The 19,728-nt window shown below is 68.2% G+C and carries 20 protein-coding genes; 3 read left to right on the forward strand and 17 right to left on the reverse strand.

The window, feature by feature from the left end:
* Window positions 1-3: 3 nt before the first annotated feature.
* Window positions 4-1,014 carry an FKBP-type peptidyl-prolyl cis-trans isomerase gene (locus tag ELQ90_RS14060; protein WP_128495918.1) on the reverse strand — a complete coding sequence of 337 codons (1,011 nt, stop codon included), beginning with the start codon at window positions 1,012-1,014 and terminating at the stop codon, window positions 4-6.
* 169 nt (window positions 1,015-1,183) lie between these two features.
* On the opposite strand from ELQ90_RS14060, the gene ELQ90_RS14065 reads away from it, so the two are divergent.
* Window positions 1,184-1,948 (forward strand): lysophospholipid acyltransferase family protein, encoded by a 765-nt coding sequence (locus ELQ90_RS14065; protein WP_208020666.1) that lies wholly within the window; start codon window positions 1,184-1,186, stop codon window positions 1,946-1,948.
* A gap of 8 nt (window positions 1,949-1,956) precedes the next feature.
* Here the strand turns inward: ELQ90_RS14065 and ELQ90_RS14070 are convergent, their stop codons facing one another.
* The gene (locus ELQ90_RS14070; protein ID WP_128495919.1) at window positions 1,957-2,451 is read right to left on the reverse strand and encodes an OsmC family protein; all 495 of its coding nucleotides are present in this window, start codon (window positions 2,449-2,451) and stop codon (window positions 1,957-1,959) included.
* A 106-nt stretch (window positions 2,452-2,557) separates the two neighbouring features.
* Between ELQ90_RS14070 and ELQ90_RS14075 the strand changes: the two genes are divergently transcribed.
* Window positions 2,558-3,559 carry an asparaginase gene (locus ELQ90_RS14075; RefSeq protein ID WP_128495920.1) on the forward strand — a complete coding sequence of 334 codons (1,002 nt, stop codon included), beginning with the start codon at window positions 2,558-2,560 and terminating at the stop codon, window positions 3,557-3,559.
* Window positions 3,560-3,567: 8 nt separating this feature from the next.
* Here ELQ90_RS14075 and ELQ90_RS14080 read toward each other — a convergent pair whose 3' ends face one another.
* The 3 genes from ELQ90_RS14080 to ELQ90_RS14090 all read right to left on the reverse strand — a co-directional run bounded on the left by ELQ90_RS14080 (window position 3,568) and on the right by ELQ90_RS14090 (window position 8,580).
* A complete protein-coding gene (locus tag ELQ90_RS14080; RefSeq protein WP_128495921.1) occupies window positions 3,568-6,534 on the reverse strand; it encodes an FtsK/SpoIIIE domain-containing protein in 2,967 nt (988 codons plus the stop codon).
* 156 nt (window positions 6,535-6,690) lie between these two features.
* Complete coding sequence (locus tag ELQ90_RS14085) at window positions 6,691-7,515, reverse strand: PP2C family protein-serine/threonine phosphatase (RefSeq protein WP_243696191.1); 825 nt, start codon at window positions 7,513-7,515, stop codon at window positions 6,691-6,693.
* 102 nt (window positions 7,516-7,617) lie between these two features.
* Window positions 7,618-8,580 (reverse strand): aldo/keto reductase, encoded by a 963-nt coding sequence (locus tag ELQ90_RS14090; protein WP_128495922.1) that lies wholly within the window; start codon window positions 8,578-8,580, stop codon window positions 7,618-7,620.
* A 139-nt stretch (window positions 8,581-8,719) separates the two neighbouring features.
* On the opposite strand from ELQ90_RS14090, the gene ELQ90_RS14095 reads away from it, so the two are divergent.
* On the forward strand, window positions 8,720-9,376 hold the full coding sequence (locus ELQ90_RS14095) for a DNA-3-methyladenine glycosylase I (protein ID WP_128495923.1): 657 nt from the start codon (window positions 8,720-8,722) through the stop codon (window positions 9,374-9,376).
* Here ELQ90_RS14095 and ELQ90_RS14100 read toward each other — a convergent pair.
* From ELQ90_RS14100 to ELQ90_RS14155, 12 genes are all read right to left on the reverse strand, one after another.
* Window positions 9,362-10,171, reverse strand: a complete 810-nt coding sequence (locus ELQ90_RS14100; protein WP_128495924.1) for a YaaA family protein — start codon at window positions 10,169-10,171, stop codon at window positions 9,362-9,364. The two genes, ELQ90_RS14095 and ELQ90_RS14100, sit on opposite strands and share 15 nt — an antisense overlap.
* A gap of 35 nt (window positions 10,172-10,206) precedes the next feature.
* Window positions 10,207-10,476 carry a F0F1 ATP synthase subunit epsilon gene (locus ELQ90_RS14105; RefSeq protein ID WP_128495925.1) on the reverse strand — a complete coding sequence of 90 codons (270 nt, stop codon included), beginning with the start codon at window positions 10,474-10,476 and terminating at the stop codon, window positions 10,207-10,209.
* Between the two features lie 2 nt (window positions 10,477-10,478).
* On the reverse strand, window positions 10,479-11,936 hold the full coding sequence (atpD, locus tag ELQ90_RS14110) for a F0F1 ATP synthase subunit beta (RefSeq protein ID WP_208020674.1): 1,458 nt from the start codon (window positions 11,934-11,936) through the stop codon (window positions 10,479-10,481).
* 35 nt (window positions 11,937-11,971) lie between these two features.
* Window positions 11,972-12,871, reverse strand: coding sequence for a F0F1 ATP synthase subunit gamma (locus tag ELQ90_RS14115; protein ID WP_128495927.1), 900 nt, complete (start codon window positions 12,869-12,871; stop codon window positions 11,972-11,974).
* A gap of 3 nt (window positions 12,872-12,874) precedes the next feature.
* Window positions 12,875-14,512, reverse strand: coding sequence for a F0F1 ATP synthase subunit alpha (gene atpA / locus ELQ90_RS14120; protein ID WP_128495928.1), 1,638 nt, complete (start codon window positions 14,510-14,512; stop codon window positions 12,875-12,877).
* 48 nt (window positions 14,513-14,560) lie between these two features.
* The gene (locus ELQ90_RS14125; protein ID WP_128495929.1) at window positions 14,561-15,355 is read right to left on the reverse strand and encodes a F0F1 ATP synthase subunit delta; all 795 of its coding nucleotides are present in this window, start codon (window positions 15,353-15,355) and stop codon (window positions 14,561-14,563) included.
* A gap of 6 nt (window positions 15,356-15,361) precedes the next feature.
* A complete protein-coding gene (locus ELQ90_RS14130; protein ID WP_128496004.1) occupies window positions 15,362-15,931 on the reverse strand; it encodes a F0F1 ATP synthase subunit B in 570 nt (189 codons plus the stop codon).
* A 28-nt stretch (window positions 15,932-15,959) separates the two neighbouring features.
* The gene (atpE, locus tag ELQ90_RS14135) at window positions 15,960-16,196 is read right to left on the reverse strand and encodes an ATP synthase F0 subunit C (RefSeq protein WP_128495930.1); all 237 of its coding nucleotides are present in this window, start codon (window positions 16,194-16,196) and stop codon (window positions 15,960-15,962) included.
* A gap of 43 nt (window positions 16,197-16,239) precedes the next feature.
* On the reverse strand, window positions 16,240-17,037 hold the full coding sequence (gene atpB, locus ELQ90_RS14140) for a F0F1 ATP synthase subunit A (protein WP_128495931.1): 798 nt from the start codon (window positions 17,035-17,037) through the stop codon (window positions 16,240-16,242).
* A 200-nt stretch (window positions 17,038-17,237) separates the two neighbouring features.
* The gene (locus ELQ90_RS14145) at window positions 17,238-17,684 is read right to left on the reverse strand and encodes a Cg1360 family ATP-synthase-associated protein (protein ID WP_128495932.1); all 447 of its coding nucleotides are present in this window, start codon (window positions 17,682-17,684) and stop codon (window positions 17,238-17,240) included.
* Window positions 17,681-19,000: an MraY family glycosyltransferase gene (locus ELQ90_RS14150; RefSeq protein WP_128495933.1), complete on the reverse strand. Its 1,320-nt coding sequence runs from the start codon at window positions 18,998-19,000 to the stop codon at window positions 17,681-17,683. The genes ELQ90_RS14145 and ELQ90_RS14150 overlap by 4 nt, the downstream gene beginning before the upstream one ends.
* A complete protein-coding gene (locus ELQ90_RS14155) occupies window positions 18,997-19,677 on the reverse strand; it encodes an L-threonylcarbamoyladenylate synthase (protein WP_128495934.1) in 681 nt (226 codons plus the stop codon). The genes ELQ90_RS14150 and ELQ90_RS14155 overlap by 4 nt, the downstream gene beginning before the upstream one ends.
* Window positions 19,678-19,728: the final 51 nt, after the last annotated feature.

The following is a 19,728-nucleotide window of genomic DNA, read 5'->3' on the forward strand; positions in this document are numbered from 1 at the left end:
CGCTCAGTCGGTTCCGGCGGGCGCCGGGACCGTGCTCGTCGCGAGGATGTCGACGACGAAGACGAGCGTGTCCGTGCCTTCGATGCCCGCTTGCGAGTTGCCGGCCTCGCCGTAGCCGAGGGCCGGCGGGATCACGACGACCACCTGGCTGCCGACCTGCTGACCGACGAGCGCCTGCTTGAAGCCGGGGACGACCTGTTCGGTGTTGAAGGACGCGGGGGTGCCGCGGTCCCAGCTGCCGTCGAAGACCTCGCCGGTGCGCCAGATGACGCCCTCGTACTGGACGGTGACGTTGTCGCCCGCCGCGACGGTGTCGCCGTCACCCTGCTTGAGCACCGCCAACTGGAGCTCGCTCGGCGCATCGGTGTCCGGAATCGTGACGGTGGGCGCACCCGAATCGTCGAGTTCCACCTCGGGCAGTCCGGGCGTCGGGTCGACAGGCGTTCCCGTCGCTCGCGTCGGAAGGATCGACACGATGTCCGCGACGATGACGATCGAATCGCCCGGGGCGACCTCGCCGCCCTGCGAGCCCTGGTCTCCGAAAGCGTCGGCAGCCGTGACCACGGAGACCATGCGCGAACCGACGGTCGCGCACTCGATCGTGCGGACGAGCCCGGGGATGAATTGTGTGTCGTCGACCGTGATCTGCTGGGCGGTGCCTTCACCGTACGCGGTCTGCGAGAACTGCGTCCCCGTGGCGGCGCCGTACACGGTGAGCTCGACGCCGACGGTGTCGCCCGGCTTCGTCTCGTCTCCGTCGCCCTCGACCACGGCCCGGCGCTCGGTCGTGTCCACCGAGACGGGCGTCGGGATCTCGACCGTCGGGGCCGTCCCGAAGTCATCGCTCACCGTGACGGAGTCGACGGCATCGCCCGATGCGGTGTCGGCGCACGTCCCCGAAGCGGCCGACGGAGCCGGGGTGCTGGCTCCGGGAGCCGGTGCGCCGGCACACGCAGCGAGGACGAGGACCGACGCCGGGACGGCAGCGAGCAGGGACAGGGCACGACGACGCATGTGAGCACTTTCGGTGGGGGCGGTGTATCCCTAGCCTGCCCCATCAAGGTGATGGAAACCTGCACACGTTCGAGCGACGGTGGAGTGCGCATGGAACGGCCCGCGATGATCTCGCGCCCGACCGGTTGTCATGCCGAGCACGGCATGACTCCTCGCCTACGCTCGATGCGTGCCAGAGACCGTTGTCATCGATTCCCCCCGAGACGGCACCGGTCGTCCCGGTGCCGTCTACTGGCTGGGGCGGGCGATCCTCCGTCCCGTCGTCCGCGTGCTCTGGAGGCCGCGCATCGAGGGGCGACGCAACGTCCCGAAGCGAGGACGTGTGATCTTCGCGAGCAATCACCTGTCGTTCATCGACAGTGTCGCCATCCCCGTCGCCGCTCCGCGCCCCGTTCAGTTCCTCGCGAAGTCGTCGTACTTCGAGGGGACGGGCTTCTCCGGATGGGTGAGCCGGACGTTCTTCGGAGCGATCGGAGCCGTCGGAGTCGACCGCCGCTCGGCGCAGGCAGCGCAGGCAGCCCTCGACCAGGGCAAGCGCATCCTCGAGACGGAGAGCGCGTTCGCGATCTACCCCGAGGGCACCCGCTCGCTCGACGGCCGCCTCTACAAGGGACGCACGGGAGTCGCATGGCTCGCCCTCTCGACGGGAGCAGTCGTGGTCCCCGTCGGGCTCGTGGGAACGGCGGAGGTGATGCCGGTCGGTTCGACGCGCCCCCGGTTCAAGCGCATCACGGTGCGCTTCGGCGAGCCCATCGACGTGTCGCATCTCGGTCCGGCCGAGTCGGGCAAGGCGCGTCGACTCGCGACGGACGAGATCATGGCCGCGATCCACGCCCTGAGCGGCCAGGAGCTCGCCGGGACGTACAACGAGGCTCCGCCGGTCGACGCGATGGAGAAGATCAAGCGCGCGGTCCTGCGGCCCGAACGATTCTGATCCCCGGATCAGGAGCCGCTTTCGGTGTCCTGTCCTGCCACGAGGATCGTCGGTTCGTGCCGCACCGGGAAGTTCACGGAGTTCGCGATGAAGCACAACCGATTGGCCTCGGCGTGTGCCGCCGTCGCCGCGTCGACCATGTCGGCCGACGCGACCGTGACGACGGGCCGCAGGAGGACGTCGCTGAACGCGCCGCTCGCGGCGCCGTCCTCCGTCAGGGTGCCGACGGCGGAGTCCCGGTAGTCCGTCACGACGACCCCGGCGGTGACCGCGGCGTAGAGGTAGGAGAGCAGATGGCACTGTGCGAGCGCGCCCAGGAGCAGTTGCTCCGGGTTCCATCGCTCCGGGTCGCCGCGGAAGGGCTTGTCGGCGGATCCGGCGATCGGATCGGCAGCGATGCTGCGGATCTCGACCTGTCGGGAGTAGTCGCGGTAGCCGCTCGTCCCCGAACCGAGGTTGCCCTGCCAGTCGATGTCGACGGCGTAATGGTGTGTTCCCGGCATGGGACCAGTGTTCCACACGCACGGGACGTGTCGTCCGGGAAGCGGAGCACGCCCCGCGGATAGGCTGGAGCGTCGTCGGGATGGACCCGAGGCGGAGGGAGCACGGATGTCGTCGCTTGGCACGTTCACGCCGGCGGAAGCCGTCGAACTGGCGGTCGTGGAACGTTCGGGTTTCGTGGAGTCGCGACACATCGGCTCGGCCGTGGTGATCGCTCCAGACGGCGCGATCACGAAGAGGCTGGGTTCGCCCGATTCGCCCGTCTTCCCCCGCTCGAGCCTCAAGCCCTTCCAGGCGCTCGCGGTGTTGAACGCCGGCGTTCCCCTTCGAGACGAGCACGCGGCGCTCGCGACTGCGAGCCACGCCGGCACCGCTCGCCACGTGTCGGTGGTGCGGGCCATGCTCGCCTCCGCCGCGCTCTCCGAGGACGCTCTGCAGTGCCCCGCCGACTGGCCGCTCGATCGACGGGCCCGGGACGAGGCGGTCGCATCCGGCCACGCGCCCGCTCGCGTCACGATGAACTGTTCGGGTAAGCACGCCGCGATGTTGATCGCGTGCGTCGCCAATGGGTGGCCGATCGACTCCTATCTCGATCCTGCGCATCCCCTGCAGGCCGCCGTTCGTGACACCGTCGAGCGACTCACGGGCGAGCGACCGGCCGCGACCGCCGTCGACGGATGCGGCGCCCCCGTGCTCGCGATCGGTCTCACGGCTCTCGCCCGCGGCATCCAGAAGTTCGCGACGTCGTCGATGTCCTCTCCTTTCGCGCTCTACCGCAACGCGGCGACGATCGTCGATGCCGTGCGGCGCCACCCCTGGGCCATCGACGGAACGGGTCGCGACAACACGATCGTGATCGAACGCCTGGGGGTCTTCGCGAAGGGCGGCGCTGAGGGTGTCATGGTCATGACGGCGCCGGACGGCACGACCGTCACCTCGAAGACGCTCGACGGTAGTTCGCGCGCGGCGACCGTCGTGGCGCTCGCGCTCCTCGTCGAAGCCGGTGCACTCGAGGCGTCGTCCGTCGACGCCGTTCTGCCGGATCTCCACCTCGACGTGCTCGGGGGCGGAGCCCCCGTCGGTCGGATCCGTTCCGTCGTCGGAGGCTGACGCGCGGCTCATCGTCCCGGCTCCAGCCGATTCGTTGCCGAGCCCCGGCGCGCCGAACGTCGGGATCCCGACACCGGAGCGGGTTCCTCGGGCCGGAGGGTGTCGGTGTCGAACGACACGCGTTCGACGTGCCCGTCTGGACGGAGCAGCCACCCATGCGGGGATCCCGGCGCCACCCACGGCGGCAGCTCCGCACGGCGGGTGAGGGCGCGCCACTCGGAGATGCTCGTGTCCTCGAGGACGACGGTGGCGCTCGAACGGAGCGCCGGCAACAACGCCCACTGCTGCTGCCATGCGTCGAGCTCGCCGACCACGACACTCGTTCCGGCTCCCACCGCGAGATCGTCCACCCGGAGCGTGCCCTGGCTGGGTGCGCCCAGCACGAGGACGTCCTCCGCTCCCCTCTGCCGCGCCCAACGCGCGCGAAGGGCTGGCCGTCGAGTGACGATCATGAGGAGCCCCGGCCGGAGGGGAACGGCGGCGGGCCGCAGCCGCTCCGGCACACGGGTCGTCCCGTCGGGAATCGCCACTTGGAGCTCGTGACCGTGCCAGGTGCCGCTTCCCGGCCGGCGATCGCCGCGGAAGGTCGCACCGTCGCCTCCCGACAGCACGTGCTCCTGCTTGTTCGCGGCTCCGAGTCGGAGGGTCGAGCCGACGAGCGAGGCCAGGGCCAGGATGTCTCCCGTCGCCCGGTGAGCGGCGAGCACGACGTGGACTCCTCGGCCTGGGCCCGCCCGGAGGATCTCGGAGAGCTCGTCACGAGCCGCACGCGCGTAGTCGTCGCCCCACCGCGCCATGAGGAGATCGACGTCGTCGATCAGCACGAGGACCCGATCGGCACCGGGCTCCCCCGTCCGCACCTGTCGGCCGATCTCCTGCAGAGCGTCCCACGCCCATTCCGGATCGACCGGCACGGACTGCACGGTCCACCCCGGCCGGGACTGGGCGACGATGAGCGCGAGGAGTGTCGAGGAGCCCCGCCCAGCGGAACCGAGGACGAGGAGATGCCCGTCGTCCTCCGGGCGGTACCAGGCGACGGGCTGGCGTTGTTCACCGGGGAGGTCGAATCGCCCCAGTCCGAATCCGTCGACGTCGCCCTCGGTCCTCGCGTCCGTCAGATCCTCCAGCGGGATCCGTTCGGGCAGCGGGTCGAGCCAGGGGCGCCGCACGCCCGTGGCCGACGGACGGCGGGCGAGCATGTCGATGTGGGCCGACGTGGTCGTCGCGATCTGCGCCACGACCCCCGGCCGTCCGCCCAGGGAGACGATGACCCGGCCGGGCTGCGACGGCGGGAGAGCCGCAGCGTCCGGAGATCCGACGACGGCCAGGCTGTCTCCCGCATTGTTGACCCTCAAGCTGATGCGGATGTCGCAATTGGCGAGCACTCCGTCGCGGACGGCGGAGGCTGGGCGCTGAGTGCACAGGACCAGGTGAACACCGAGGGATCGTCCGCGCGCCGCGAGATCGACGAACACGGCGTGCAGGTCGGGGAACATCTCGATCATCGCCGCGAACTCGTCGACGACGATGACGAGCCGCGGCATCGCCCCGTCGGTCGCATCGCGGACGTCGCGCAGGCCGGACTCGTGCAACCACCGTTCCCGATGTCGCACCTCGGCTCGGAGGCTCTCGAGTGCTCGAGCGGCCGTCGCCTCGTCGAGATCCGTCACGAGCCCCACGACGTTGGGTACGTCGTGCAGCGCGCCGAACGTCGCACCACCCTTGAAGTCGAAGAGCAGCAGCGATACCTGGTCGGCTGAAGCCGCCGACGCGAGGCCGACGATCCAGGTGATGAGGAGTTCGCTCTTCCCGCTTCCCGTCGTTCCACCGATCACGGCGTGCGGTCCGTCGGCGACGAGATCGACCACGAGCGGCCCGTTCGACGTGGCGCCGAGAGGAACCGCGAGCCGGTGCACGGACGTCCGCTCGGCGCCGGGAAGCTCGTCGAACCGCAGGCTCGCCGGTGGTTCGTTCCGTTCCCTCGAGAGCCCGAGCGCCACGGCATCCGACTCCATCGCCTCGGCGAAGCGCCGTGCATCCGGCGCGGACACGGGATCCGGTCGAGCCGCGATGCCGTGCACGGCGTCGGCGCGGCGCCAGCGCACCGCGAGCGGCGACTCGCACTCGACGATCTCGACGCATGTCGATGGGAGATCCGCGACGGAACGAGCGACGACGAGCCGGAGGTCGGCAGGGGCGACCTCGGCCTCGAACTCTCCGCTCCTCTCGTCGACGCTCAGGGTGAGGGCGGGACGTCCGGTACCGACGCTGTGCGAGCGGCTGCCGAGGTGGGGCAACGCGCGGAACTCGTCCCAGCCCGACGACGGCATCGACACGACGGTGAGCGCGTCCGGCGGCATCGCGTGCGTCACCTGGACGAGGAGCCCCCGAGCCACCGCTCGAGCGAGCGGCAGTGGGCCGACGACGCCGATACCGTGGCGCGCATCGACGGTGACGGGCACGTCCTCGATGGTGGCGGCCCGCTGCCGCAGGTCCTCCGTCGCCGCGTCGTCCGTCCCCTCGACGCGGAGCGTGCTCCGAGCCGATCCCCTTCCGATACTCACGAGAGTCGCGCGCTCGACCGGCACCCGCCAGCGCGCATCGGTGCGACCGATCTCGACAACGAGCGCTGCAGGGGGATGCTCGGCGATCCGCTCTCGCCGCTCCGTCTCGTGGGCGCGTGTGATGGCGGCCTCGACCTCGAGGAGCGCGGCGGCATGACGTGTGCAGGCGGACCGATGCCGCCGCCGTCCGCCCACGCCAGCGTCGAGGTAACCGGCGATGGCCATGACCGGCCCGAACGCGGCGAACATCAACGCGAACGGCGATCGGGTGACCGCCCACATCGCGAGGGCGACGACCACGGGCGCGATCGTCGCGAGCGTGGGGAACGGCTGGGCTTCTCGTGGGGTCGGAGGAGCGGGCAGGGTGATGCGAGCCGGGACGACGGACAGGGACGGACTCGGGATCGGCATGACGCGATTCCACCAGGAGACGTCACGACGCCCGGCCGGGGACGACGGGACCGGGGACACGAGGACACCTCGCCCGTCCTGTGGACGGCGGTTCCGAGGACGGCTCGCGACCGTCACTCGGCGCGGGAGGATCGATGACCCGACGCAGCGGTACCGTCAGTCGGTCGTGGCGTTCGTCCGTGTGGGAGCCGTGTCGTCATCGAGCTCGAGGACATCGAGCACGATGACCGAGATGTTGTCCCGCCCGCCGTTCTCCACGGCGGCATCCACGAGGAGGCGAGCCGCCTCCTCCGGCGTCGTACCGAGGAGCAGGTAGTGGCGGATGCCGTAGTCGGTCAATTCCTTCGTGAGACCGTCCGAACAGATGACCCACCGGGCATCGGACTCGATCGCGACCGTCAGGTAGTCCGGCACGGGATCCTCGGAGAACCCCACCGCTCGCGTGATGACGTTGCCGTGCGGATGGGAATCGGCCTCGTCCGGAGTGATCGCGCCGATCGCGATGAGCTCCTGGACGACGGAGTGGTCGGTGGTGACCTGCGAGAGCACGTCACCGTCGAGTCTGTACACCCGTGAATCACCGATGTTGAAGACGGTCCACTCCGGTCGCCCCTCCCGGAGCCCGAAGACCAATCCCGTGACGGTCGTCCCGGTTCCCGGGGACACGTCCTCGAGAGACTCGGCGAGGTCGGAGACCGCGAGACGCAACGCGGACTCGATCCCTTCCGTCGACACGTCGATCGACGCCGCGGAGGCGAGTTCCTCGAGGCGACCGGTGACGGCCGCGCTCGCGACCTCACCGGCCGTGTAGCCGCCCATGCCGTCGGCGACCGCGAGGATGGGGAACTCGACGACGAGTGAGTCCTGATTGACCTCGCGCCGACGACCGCTGTCACTGATCGCCGCCCAGCGCAGCTCCACCCGCCTGCCGTTCCCCGCGTCGACGACGCGGGAGGACGCGAACGCGATGGTCTCGGTCACCGGTGAACCCTTCGAGATCGTTCGACGTCGAGGTAGACGCCTTCCTGAGAATCCTAGTCGGCGAGTCGGCGCGGCGTTGTCCACGCCGACACGCCACCGCCATCAGGCGAAGAGAGCGCCGATCTCGGCGATCTCGTCGTCGGTTGCGTCCCACGCCGTCGCCGCCTCGGCGTTCTGTGTGATCTGCTCGGGCCGCGTCGCTCCGGCGATCACGCTCGTGAGCGCCGGCTGGGCGAGCAGCCAGGCGATCGTCGCCTGCAGCATCGTGACGCCGCGCTCGGAACAGAAGGCATCGAACGCTTCCATGGCATCCCATGGGGCGTTCTCGAGCAGGTGCGGACGCTGCCGGATGATCCTGGAGTCGCTCGGTCCGCCGGAGCGTGAGAACTTGCCCGTGAAGAGCCCGTTGTAGAGCGGGAAGTAGGGCAGGAACCCGAGACCGTATTCGTCCAGCGCCGGAAGCAGTTCCCGCTCCGCCTCGCGGACGATGAGGCTGTACTCGTTCTGTGCCGAGATGAATCGCGAGCTACCCGCCGTCTGGGCGGCCCAGTCCGCTTCGACCGCCTGCCACGCTGAGAAGTTCGAGTGCCCGATGTAGCGGACCTTGCCCTCTCTGACGAGTTCGTCGAGGGCCGCGAGGGTCTCCTCGATCGGAGTGACGGGATCCGGCGTGTGCAGTTGGTACAGATCGATCCACTCGGTCTGCAGGCGACGCAGCGACGCCTCGACGGCGAGGCGGACGTATCGGCGCGAGCCTTTCGCCCCCCAGCTCGGGATGCCCGCGTCGAAGCCGCTGTGTCCGAACTTCGTCGCGATCACGACGGAGTCGCGGCGGCCCTTGAGGCTGTTCCCCATCAAGGTCTCGCTGAGGCCGGCTTCCTTGCCGTACATGTCAGCGGTGTCGAAGAAGTTGACGCCGGCCTCGATGGCGGCGTCGATGACGGCGTCCGTGCCCTCCTGCGTCTCCGTGACCGTTCCGGCGCGCCCGAAGTTGTTGCAGCCGATACCGACCGTGGAGACCATGAGACCGGATGGACCGAGGGGACGATATTCCATGTGTGCCATGCCTTCCAGGCTAGCCGCGCACCGGCCCGTCGTGCGAAGCGGAATGGCACCTGCCGTCCACAGGTGCGCTTTCCGTGCTCTTCGACACCGCCCGAACGTCGTCCGATCCATCGTCGGCCGCCGTGCGTAGTCTCGGTTTATGGATACAGCCCCCGACCATCCCGACAACACTCCGGCCCGTGCCGGCGGCTCCGCCCGCGCCACGACCCTGCTGGGCGCCGACGGCGTGAGGCGCTGCGCGTGGAGCGGGCTCGACGCCGAATACCAGCGCTACCACGACGAGGAGTGGGGCCGGCCGCTCCTCGGTGATCGTGACCTGTTCGAGAAGATCAGTCTGGAGGGCTTCCAATCCGGCCTCTCGTGGATCACGATCCTGCGACGCCGCGAGGCCTTCCGTTCCGCCTTCCACGGCTTCGATCCCGAGGTCGTCGCGCGCATGGACGATGGCGACGTCATCCGGCTCATGGGCCATGCGTCGATCATCCGGAACCGCCGCAAGATCGAGGCGACCATCGCGAATGCGAAGGCCGTCCTCGCGCTCGACGAGCCGCTGTCCGCCATCGTGTGGCGGTTCGCATCGAAGCCGGGACAGCGGCGCCGACCGCGGTCGTGGGAGGAGGTCCCCGCGACGACGGCCGAGTCGACGGCGCTGAGTTCCGAGCTCAAGGCCCGGGGGTTCCGTTTCGTCGGACCGACCACCATGTACGCGCTCATGCAGTCGGGCGGACTCGTCGACGACCATCTCGAGGGGTGCTGGAGGGCCGACGAGGCGGACGGACGCTCAGCCGATCGGTGAGCTCGTGCGTGCGCCGGTCGTCGAGCCCGTGGGCGGCAGGGCGACCTCCGGCACGACGAGGTCCCACTCCCCCGCCGCCGAGCCCGGCCCGAGCGAGAACCCGGCACCCGCCGCCCACGCGGCGAGCTCCTCGATGTCGCCGAAGTCCTGCCCGCTCTCGAGGACCGCTCGAGTGAAGAGCCCCTTCGTCTTCTTGTTGAAGTGGTTGAGGGCACGGCGGCGCCCTTCGTCATCGACCGCGACGACACGGATGTAGGCGACGCGGTCGGAAGCGCGCACGGGCCCCAGCTCCGCGTATCCCTCGGAGCGCAGGTCCACGATCAGCCCATCGACGCGCTCGAGAACGGGACCCGCCGCTTCCGCCCACGTCGGCGTGAGCCGGAGTCCCGGCAGTCTCGACGAATGCGAGAGACGGTAGCCGGGAACGGGGTCGAGGGCCCCGACCGGACCGAACAACGCCGACTGGATGACGACGTGATCCTCCGCGAAGCGCCTCGCCTCCGGGGAGAGCGACCGGGCATCGAGGGCGTCGTACAGGACCCCGGTGTAGCGGTCGATCGCGGGAAGCGTCGCCGAGCGGCGGACCGCCCTGTTGATCGCGACCTCGCCGTGCCCCTTCGGTCCGAGCTTGAGGGCCCGGATCGCCGCCTCCGGATCGCGGGACAACTCGACGACGGCGTTCAGCACCCGCGATCGCACCGCGGTCAGCTCGGGGAAGCTCAACTGTCGCAGCAACAACGAACGCCCCGTGCCTCCCTGCACCTTCGTCTCGGACGGAGGCAGCAGGAGGAGCACGGGGCGTTCGGTGGCAGGAAGAGCAGGACGGGGAACTACGAGACGAGGCTCGCGGTGCCCGCGACGATCGTCACGACGTTCTTCTCGACCGAGAGGAACCCGTCTTCAGCGTCGGCGGTGAGCTTGCGACCGTCGGCAAGCGTCAAGCGGACCTCGCCCTTCGCGAGGATCGCGAGCATGGGCTCGTGGCCCGGAAGGATACCGATCTCGCCCTCGACGGTGCGAGCGACGACCATCGACGCCTCGCCGGACCACACTTCGTGGTCCGCCGCGACGACGTTGACGGTGAGCGGAGCGCTCGCCATGATCAGCCGTTCTCCTTCTGGATCTGAGCCCACTTCTCCTCGACGTCGCTGATCGCGCCGACGTTGAAGAACGCCTGCTCGGCCACGTGGTCGAACTCGCCCTTGGCGATGGCGTCGAAGGACTCGATGGTCTCCTTGAGCGGAACCGTCGAGCCTTCCACACCGGTGAACTTCTTCGCCATGTAGGTGTTCTGCGAGAGGAACTGCTGGATGCGGCGCGCGCGCGAGACGGTGACCTTGTCCTCTTCGGAGAGCTCGTCGACACCGAGGATGGCGATGATCTCCTGCAGCTCCTTGTTCTTCTGGAGGATCTGCTTGACGGTCGTGGCCACACGGTAGTGGTCCTCACCCAAGTAACGGGGGTCGAGGATACGGCTCGTGGACGTGAGCGGGTCGACGGCCGGGTAGAGACCCTTCGACGCGATCTCTCGCGAGAGCTCCGTCGTGGCGTCGAGGTGCGCGAACGTCGTGGCCGGCGCGGGGTCGGTGTAGTCGTCGGCGGGGACGTAGATCGCCTGGAGCGACGTGATCGAGTGACCACGCGTCGAGGTGATGCGCTCCTGCAGCTGACCCATCTCGTCGGCGAGGTTCGGCTGGTACCCCACGGCGGACGGCATACGGCCGAGCAGCGTGGAGACCTCGGAACCGGCCTGCGTGAAGCGGAAGATGTTGTCGATGAAGAGCAGCACGTCCTGCTTCTGCACGTCGCGGAAGTACTCCGCCATCGTGAGCGCCGACAGGGCCACGCGGAGTCGCGTTCCCGGCGGCTCGTCCATCTGACCGAAGACGAGGGCGGTCTTGTCGAAGACGCCCGCCTCCTCCATCTCGCTGATGAGGTCGTTGCCCTCACGGGTGCGCTCACCGACACCGGCGAACACCGACACACCACCGTGGTCCTGCGCGACGCGCTGGATCATCTCCTGGATGAGGACGGTCTTGCCGACGCCCGCACCGCCGAAGAGGCCGATCTTGCCACCCTGGACGTACGGGGTGAGGAGGTCGATGACCTTGATGCCCGTCTCGAACAGCTGGGTCTTGGACTCGAGCTGGTCGAAGCGCGGGGGCTTGCGGTGGATGGGCCACCGCTCCGTGATCTCGATGGTCTCGCCAGGCTCAGCGTTGAGCACCTCGCCGATGACGTTGAAGACCTTGCCCTTGGTGACGTCGCCGACGGGGACCGAGATGGCCTCGCCCGTGTCGGTGACCTCCTGGCCCCGGACGAGACCGTCCGTCGGCTTGAGGGCGATCGCGCGGACGAGGTCGTCACCGAGGTGCTGGGCGACCTCGAGCGTGATGACGCTCGACTCGTCGCCGATCGTGATCGTCGTCTTGAGCGCGTTGTAGATGTCGGGAATCGCGTCGTGAGGGAACTCGATGTCGACGACGGGACCGGTCACTCGCGCGATCCGGCCGACTCCGGCCTTCTGCTCGGACGCCGGGCCCGTGGCTTCGGCAGTGATAGTCATTGGTCTTCTTCTCTCTTCGTGGTCTGTCGTCACTTGGATGTGGAGAGGGCGTCGGCGCCGCCGACGATCTCCGCGATCTGCTGGGTGATCTCGGCCTGACGTGCGTTGTTACGCAGTCGGGTGTAATCGGTGATGAGGGTGTCGGCGTTGTCGCTCGCCGACTTCATCGCCTTCTGCGTGGCGGCGTGCTTCGCCGCGGCGGACTGGAGCATGGCATTGAAGATGCGACTCTCGATGTACACCGGGAGCAGCTGGTCGAGCACCGTCGCCGCGTCCGGCTCGAACTCGTAGAGCGGGAGGATCTCCGACGTGGTGTCGTCCTCCTCCGCCTCGACGACCTCGAGCGGCAACAGACGCACCGTCTCCGGTGTCTGCGTGATCATGCTGACGAAGCGGTTGAACACGAGGACGATCTCGTCGACTCCCCCGTCGGCGGCGTCCTGAGCGAACGCCTCCAGAAGGGTCGACGCGATCTCGCGCGCCGTCTCGAAGTCGGGATTGTCCGTCCCGCCCTGCCAATCCTTGACGAACGAGCGACGGCGGAACTGGAAGTACCCGACGGCCTTGCGACCCACGAGGTAGTGGACGACGTCCTTGCCCTGATCACGGAGCAGCTCGGTGAGCTCGCCCGCCTCGCGGAGGATCTGGGAGTTGAACGCTCCCGCGAGTCCGCGGTCGGACGAGAACACGACGACCGCCGTACGCGTGATGCGCTCGGGTTCCGTGGTGAGCGGGTGGTCGACGTTCGAGTGCGTCGCGACCGCCGACACCGCACGCGTGATCGCCCGCGAGTACGGCGCGGACGCCTGTACCCGTGCCTGCGCCTTCTGGATGCGCGAGGCGGCGATGAGCTCCATCGCCTTGGTGATCTTCTTGGTCGTCTGCGCAGACTTGATCTTCTGCGTGTAGACCCGGAGTGAGGCTGCCATGGACTAGCGGCGACCCTTCACGATCTTCTCCTGGCCGACGTTCTCGGCCTCGAGCGCGTCGACGTCCTCCGAACCCGGGTCACCGATGCCCTGACCGTTGCCGGCCTGGAACTCGAGGGCGAAGGCGTCGACCGCCTTCTCGAGCTCGGCCGTGGTGTCGTCGTCGAGGACGTTCGTCTCACGCAGGGTCGTCAGGACGTTGGTGTTGCGTCCCAGGTAGTCGAGCATCTCGCGCTCGAACCGCAGGACGTCCTCGATCGCGATGTTGTCGAGCTTGCCCTTGGTGCCGGCCCAGATCGAGACGACCTGCTCCTCCACGGGGTACGGCGAGTACTGCGGCTGCTTGAGCAGCTCGGTGAGGCGGGCGCCTCGGGCGAGCTGACGGCGGCTGGCCGGATCGAGGTCGGACGCGAACATCGCGAACGCCTCGAGCGAACGGTACTGGGCGAGCTCGAGCTTGAGCGTTCCCGAGACCTTCTTGATCGACTTGACCTGAGCGTCACCGCCGACTCGCGAGACCGAGATTCCGACGTCGACAGCGGGACGCTGATTGGCGTTGAAGAGGTCCGACTGGAGGAAGATCTGGCCGTCGGTGATCGAGATCACGTTCGTGGGGATGTACGCCGAGACGTCGTTCGCCTTGGTCTCGATGATCGGGAGACCGGTCATCGATCCGGCACCCAGCTCGTCCGACAGCTTCGCGCAACGCTCGAGCAGACGGGAGTGCAGGTAGAAGACGTCGCCGGGGTACGCCTCGCGCCCCGGCGGACGACGGAGGAGGAGCGACACGGCGCGGTACGCCTCTGCCTGCTTGGACAGGTCGTCGAAGATGATCAGGACGTGCTTGCCGCCGTACATCCAGTGCTGGCCGATGGCCGAGCCCGTGTAGGGGGCGAGGTACTTGAAGCCGGCGGGGTCGGAGGCGGGAGCCGCGACGATCGTCGTGTACTCCATGGCCCCGGCATCCTCGAGCGCGCCCTTGACGGAGGCGATCGTGGAGCCCTTCTGACCGATGGCGACGTAGATGCAGCGGACCTGCTTGTTCTCGTCGCCCGACTCCCAGTTGGCCTTCTGGTTGATGATCGTGTCGATCGCGATGGCCGTCTTACCGGTCTGGCGGTCGCCGATGATGAGCTGGCGCTGACCGCGGCCGACGGGGATCATGGCGTCGATCGCCTTGATGCCCGTCTGGAGCGGCTCGTGCACCGACTTGCGCTGCATGACGCCGGGAGCCTGAAGTTCGAGTGCGCGGCGCGACTCCGAGGCGACCTCGCCGAGGCCGTCGATCGGGTTGCCGAGCGCGTCGACGACGCGGCCGAGGTAGCCGTCGCCGACGGGCACCGAGAGGACCTCGCCCGTGCGGGTGACTTCCTGGCCCTCTTCGATGCCGGTGAACTCACCGAGCACGACGACACCGATCTCGTCCTCGTCGAGGTTGAGGGCGAGGCCGAGCGTGCCGTCCGCGAAACGGACGAGCTCGTTGGCCATCACGCCGGGGAGCCCCTCGACGTGGGCGATGCCGTCGGACGCGTTCGTGACGTGGCCGACCTCGGTCGTCGTCGCGCCGTTCGGCTCGTACGATCCGACGAAGTCCTTCAGCGCATTCCGGATCTCGTCCGGGCTGATCGTGAGTTCTGCCATCTTCTTCCCTATCTGTGGGGTGTTCCCGTGTATTGCCGTCGCCTGGCGTCAGCCGGCGAGTTGTCTTCTGAGCTCGCCCAAACGGGTCGAGATGCTTCCGTCGATGACGTCGTCCGCCACCTGGATGCGGAGCCCGCCGATGACCGCACGATCGACGACTTCGTTGATCGTGAGGTTGCGGCCGTAGCTGGCCGACAGTGCGGAACGGAGCCGCTCGAGCTGCTGCTCCCCGAGCGGGGTCGCGCTCGTGACGGTGGCGACCGTCTGCCCCTTCTGATCCGCGACGACGCGAGCAGCGTGCCGCAACAACTCTCCGATGCGGCGGCCGCGGGGCTGCTGCACGAGAGCGCTCAGGATCGTGACCGTCGCCGGCGAGGCCTTGTCGTCGAGCAGGCGCGACACGAGGACGCCCTTCGCCTCGGGACGGCCGAGCTTGGTCCCGAGCGCGAGCTCGAGCTGGGCGTCACTCGACACGACGCGGCCGAACGCGAACAACTCGGACGCGATCGACGCCTGATCGCCCGTGGCGACAGCCGAGGCACGGAGTGCGAGGTCTTCGATGCCTTCGAGGAGGTCCTCGGCCGTCGACCAGCGCGACGTGACGAGAGCCGTCACGAGAGACCGCGTGGTCTCTCCCGTTCCCGCGCCGAACACCCGCTCGACGATGGCCGACTTCGTGGCCGCCGGGATGGCGGAGTCGTGGAGGAGGCTCCGCAGCTGGAGGGAGTCGCCGACGATCCGCCCGACCTGGAACAGTTCCGCCGCGACCGTGAGGTCGACGGAACCCGTCGCGTCGAGGACCTGCTTCGACGCGGCGAGTGCCTCCCGAGTTGCGCTACCCATGACTGGTTAGTTGTTCCTTGCTGAAGGGCTGGCCTTCTCCGATGCCTCGAGGTCCGCGAGGAAGCGGTCCACGAGAGCGGACGCCTTGGCGTCGTCCGCGAGGGTCTCTCCGATGACGTTGCCTGCGAGGTCGAGCGCGAGCGTCCCCACGTCGCGACGCAGGGTCACGACGGCGGCCTGACGCTCGGCCTCGATCTGGGCCTGCGCACCGACCGTGACGCGCTGCGCCTCGACGACGGCCTGCTCACGAGCCTCGGCGATGATCTTCTTTCCGTCTTCGCGAGCACCCTCGCGGATCGCGGCGGCCTCCTGGCGGGCCTCGGCGAGCTGAGCGGTGTACTGCTCGAGCGCGGCCTCGGCCTGGCGCTGAGCCTCGTCCGCCTTCGCGATGTTGCCCTCGATCGCCGCGGAGCGCTCGTCGAGCATCTTCTGCAGCCGCGGGAGGAAGACGCGCCAGAACGCGATCAGGATGACGGCGAAGCAGACCGCCGACCAGACGATGTCGTACAACTCCGGGATGACCGGGTTGTGCGTCTCACCCTCGGCGGCTGCCGCTACAAGCGATGCGTGAAGCATCATGCCTCCTAGATTCGGTGGGGCGAGGTCAGTTGGTGAAGATGAAGTACGTCGCGATACCGATGAAGGCGAGCGCCTCGGTGAACGCGATACCGATGTACATCAGCACCTGCAGGCGGCCGGCGAGCTCGGGCTGGCGGGCGACACCCTCGATCGTCTTTCCGACGACGATGCCGACGCCGATGGCCGGGCCGATCGCGGCGAGGCCGTAGCCGACGGTCGCGATGTTTCCGTTGATCTCGGCGAGAAGGGTGGTGGAGTCCACTGTGTTTCCTTTCGTAGGGACGTCGAGGCGGGCGCCCGACGGATTAGTGCTCTTCGGCGACCGCGAGCTGGATGTAGACCGCGGTGAGGAGGGTGAAGACGTATGCCTGGAGGACGGCCACCAGGATCTCGAACAGGGTGAACACGAAACCGAAGGCGAGGGTGCCGACTCCGAAGAGCGTGTACCAGCCGCCGGCCGTGAAGAGGAAGAACTGCGTCGCCGAGAAGAACAGGACGAGCAGGAGGTGTCCGACGACCATGTTCATGAGGAGTCGGAGAGTGAGCGTGACGGGACGCAGCACGAACGCCGAGACGAACTCGATCGGGGTCACGATGATGTAGAGGAACTTCGGCACGCCGGGCGGGAAGAGGGCGTTCTTGAAGAACGCTCCCGCATTGTTCCGGATGCCCGCGTAGATGAACGCGACGTACGCGACGACAGCGAGCACGAGCGGGACGCCGATGACGCTCGTCCCGGCGATGTTCAGCAACGGGATGATTCCCGTGATGTTCATGAACAGCACCATGAAGAAGATCGTGGTGAGGATCGGCAGGAACCGCTTGCCGTCCTTCTCCCCGAGGAGGTCGAAAGCGATGTTGTTGCGGACGAGTCCGAGGCCCATCTCGATGATGGACTGGAAGCGACCCGGAACGACCTTCATGCGGCGCGTGCCGAGGTAGAAGACGATCAGCAGCGCGGCGACCGCGATGAAGCGGACGAGCATGATGCGGTTGATCTCGAAGGGGGTGCCCTCGAAGAACAGGGCCCCGGGGAAGAACTCGTCGATCGAGGGTGCGTGGAAGCCACCGTCATCGGTTGCAGCCTGGACCAGCAAGTTCACAGCGAGTGCTTTCAGCGCTATCTCCTGTTTCGGGGCGTGGAGCTCTGCTCTCGCGACGACGAACGTTCGGAAGACGCCAGCCCGATTCGAGAAGAGCCCGAGGCGGCAACGCCCGGACACACTTCACGTGTGGGAATCGGTTGGGGAATCTCCTCTAACTCTATCAATATTCCGGACAAGCGCGAATCCGCGCGGGGAGATCAGTCGTCGGTCCCCGTGTATTCCGGAAGACGTACGTCGCTCGCGTAGGGCATGCGCGAACGCGCGATGACGATGCAGTCGATCACGAGCGTGCCGATCACGCCGACGATGAGGCTGAGGAAGAGGATCTGCGGATCGACCCACGGCTGTTCGCGGAGGATCCACGCGGCGACGAGGAAGAGCACGAACTTGAGGATCCAGCCGCCCATGACGACGCCGAAGTAGATCGGCACGAACATGTCGGAGGACGAGAACCGGTTCGCGAAGAGGATGCTGCCCGCCGTGATACCGAGGAAGAACGCCGCGATCAGGGTGCCGAGCAGCCCGCTCACGAGCCCCCGGGACCCGTCGACGGCGAAGCCCACTCCCCCGGCGACGACGGCGAGGACGAGGGCGAAAACGCCGCCCCAGACGAGGGCTGTGCGCAAAATGGGGTTGGAACTCACCGGATGTCTTCCTTCTTCTGGCCGTCGGGGGCCGTCTGTTGAGTGTCGAGGGCATCGATCTCGATGCGCCCGGCGAGCTCGACGATGTCATCGGGCACGACGGCGTCGGGCGGGAGCGGGTTGGCTGCCTCGTCGAGAGGGTCGTACGCCGCGATGTCGAGCTGTGCCGCCATCTCCTCCGGCACGGACTGCGCCGTACTCTGGGCGCGTTTCCGGCGCCCGAGCGGGGCGAGCGTGACGATCGTGCACGTGACGACTCCCACGATGAGGAACGTGAGGGCGATCGTGTACGGCTGGAAGACGTAGAACATGAGGCTCGACACCGAGATGACGATCGTCCACGCGTAGAAGATGAGGACCGCGGCGACCTGGGAGTGCCCCATGTCGAGGAGCCGGTGGTGCAGGTGGAGGCGGTCGGCGCTGAACGGCGACTTGCCCGCACGGAGGCGACGCGTGACCGCGAGCCCGAAATCGAGGAGCGGGACGACGAGGATCGCGAACGGCAGGATGATCGGGATGAAGGCGCCGATGAGCTGCGTCCGGCCGAACCGGTCGGGTCCCTCGATGAAGGCGGGATCCATCTGACCGGTGATGGCGATCGCGCTCGTGGCCATCAGGAGACCGACGAGAAGGGCGCCGGCGTCACCCATGAAGAGTTTGGCGGGGTGCCAGTTGAGCGGCAGGAAGCCCGCGCAGATCCCGCACACCACGGCGGAGATCAGGAGGGACAGGCTGAAGTAGTCCGACGGGCTGATCTGGCGCACCAGGAGATAGCCGTAGAGGAAGAAGACGCCGTTGGCGATGAGGCTCACACCGGCGACGAGTCCGTCGAGCCCGTCGATGAAGTTGACGGCGTTCATGACGAGCACGATCGCGAAGACCGTCATCGCGACCGACATCCAGCCGGATCCGACCGTGAGACCGCCGATGGGAAGCGAGTAGATCTGAACGCCGAGCCACGCGATGAGCCCGGCGGCGAGGAACTGTCCGGCGAGCTTGATCATCCAGTCGAGATCCCAGATGTCATCGGCCAGGCCGAGCACGACGATGAGCAGTGCGGCTCCGAGGATGGCCCAGACGGGTCCGGGATTCGCGAAGATCAGCCGGTAGTAGGGATTGAACGACGCGACGAAGAACGCGGCGACGACACCGAAGAACATCGCGATGCCCCCGAGGCGCGGGGTGGGTCGTGTGTGCACGTCACGCGTCCGGATCTCCGGGTACAGCTTCCACTTGTGCGCCGCCTTCAGCACCGCGAGGCACAGCACGAAGGTGACGAGAGCGGCGAACGCGGCGATCAGGACGTACTGGATCATGAGTCGTCCGGCCACCCGCCGCCGGCGAGCGTCGGCCCGAGGACGCGGCGCAGCTCGTCGCCCGAGACGGCGCCGTTGCGCAGGATCGTGATCGTGCCGTCCGGGAGCGCGAGTCCCGTCGCATCGATGATCGTCGAGGCTCCGGAGTCGCCGCTCGGGCCGCCGTCGAGGTAGACCGCGACGCTATCGCCGAGCATCGCCTCGGCGTCAGCGGCGTTCGTCGCGGCCGGTCGACCGGTGAGGTTGGCGGAGGAGACGGCGAGCGGGCCGGTCTCCTCGAGGAGTTCGAGGGCGAGCGGGTTCGCCGGCATACGCACGGCGACGGTTCCGGCGGTGTCGCCGAGGTCCCACGCGAGCGAGGGCTGCGCCTGCAGGACGATCGTGAGTCCACCCGGCCAGAACTCGGTCACGAGGTCGCGGACGACGTCGGGCAGCTCGGCGACGAGCGCCTCGAGCGTCGCCACGCCGGGCACGAGCACGGGCGGCGGCTGCGATCGGGTCCGACCCTTCGCGTCGAGGAGTCGCGCGACGGCCTTCGGCGTGAAGGCGTCGGCGGCGACCCCGTAGACCGTGTCGGTGGGGATGACGACGAGCTCACCCTTGCCGATCGCCTGACGGGCGAGGCGCATGCCGGTGAGCAACTGGGAATCGACGGAGCAGTCGTAGACGCGGGACATCGCGTGCGATTCTACCGGCGCGGACCGTGAGCGCCCTCCACGACGCGATAC

Origin of the sequence: Labedella phragmitis, from assembly GCF_004078635.1 — a bacterium.
Taxonomy (GTDB): domain Bacteria; phylum Actinomycetota; class Actinomycetes; order Actinomycetales; family Microbacteriaceae; genus Labedella; species Labedella phragmitis.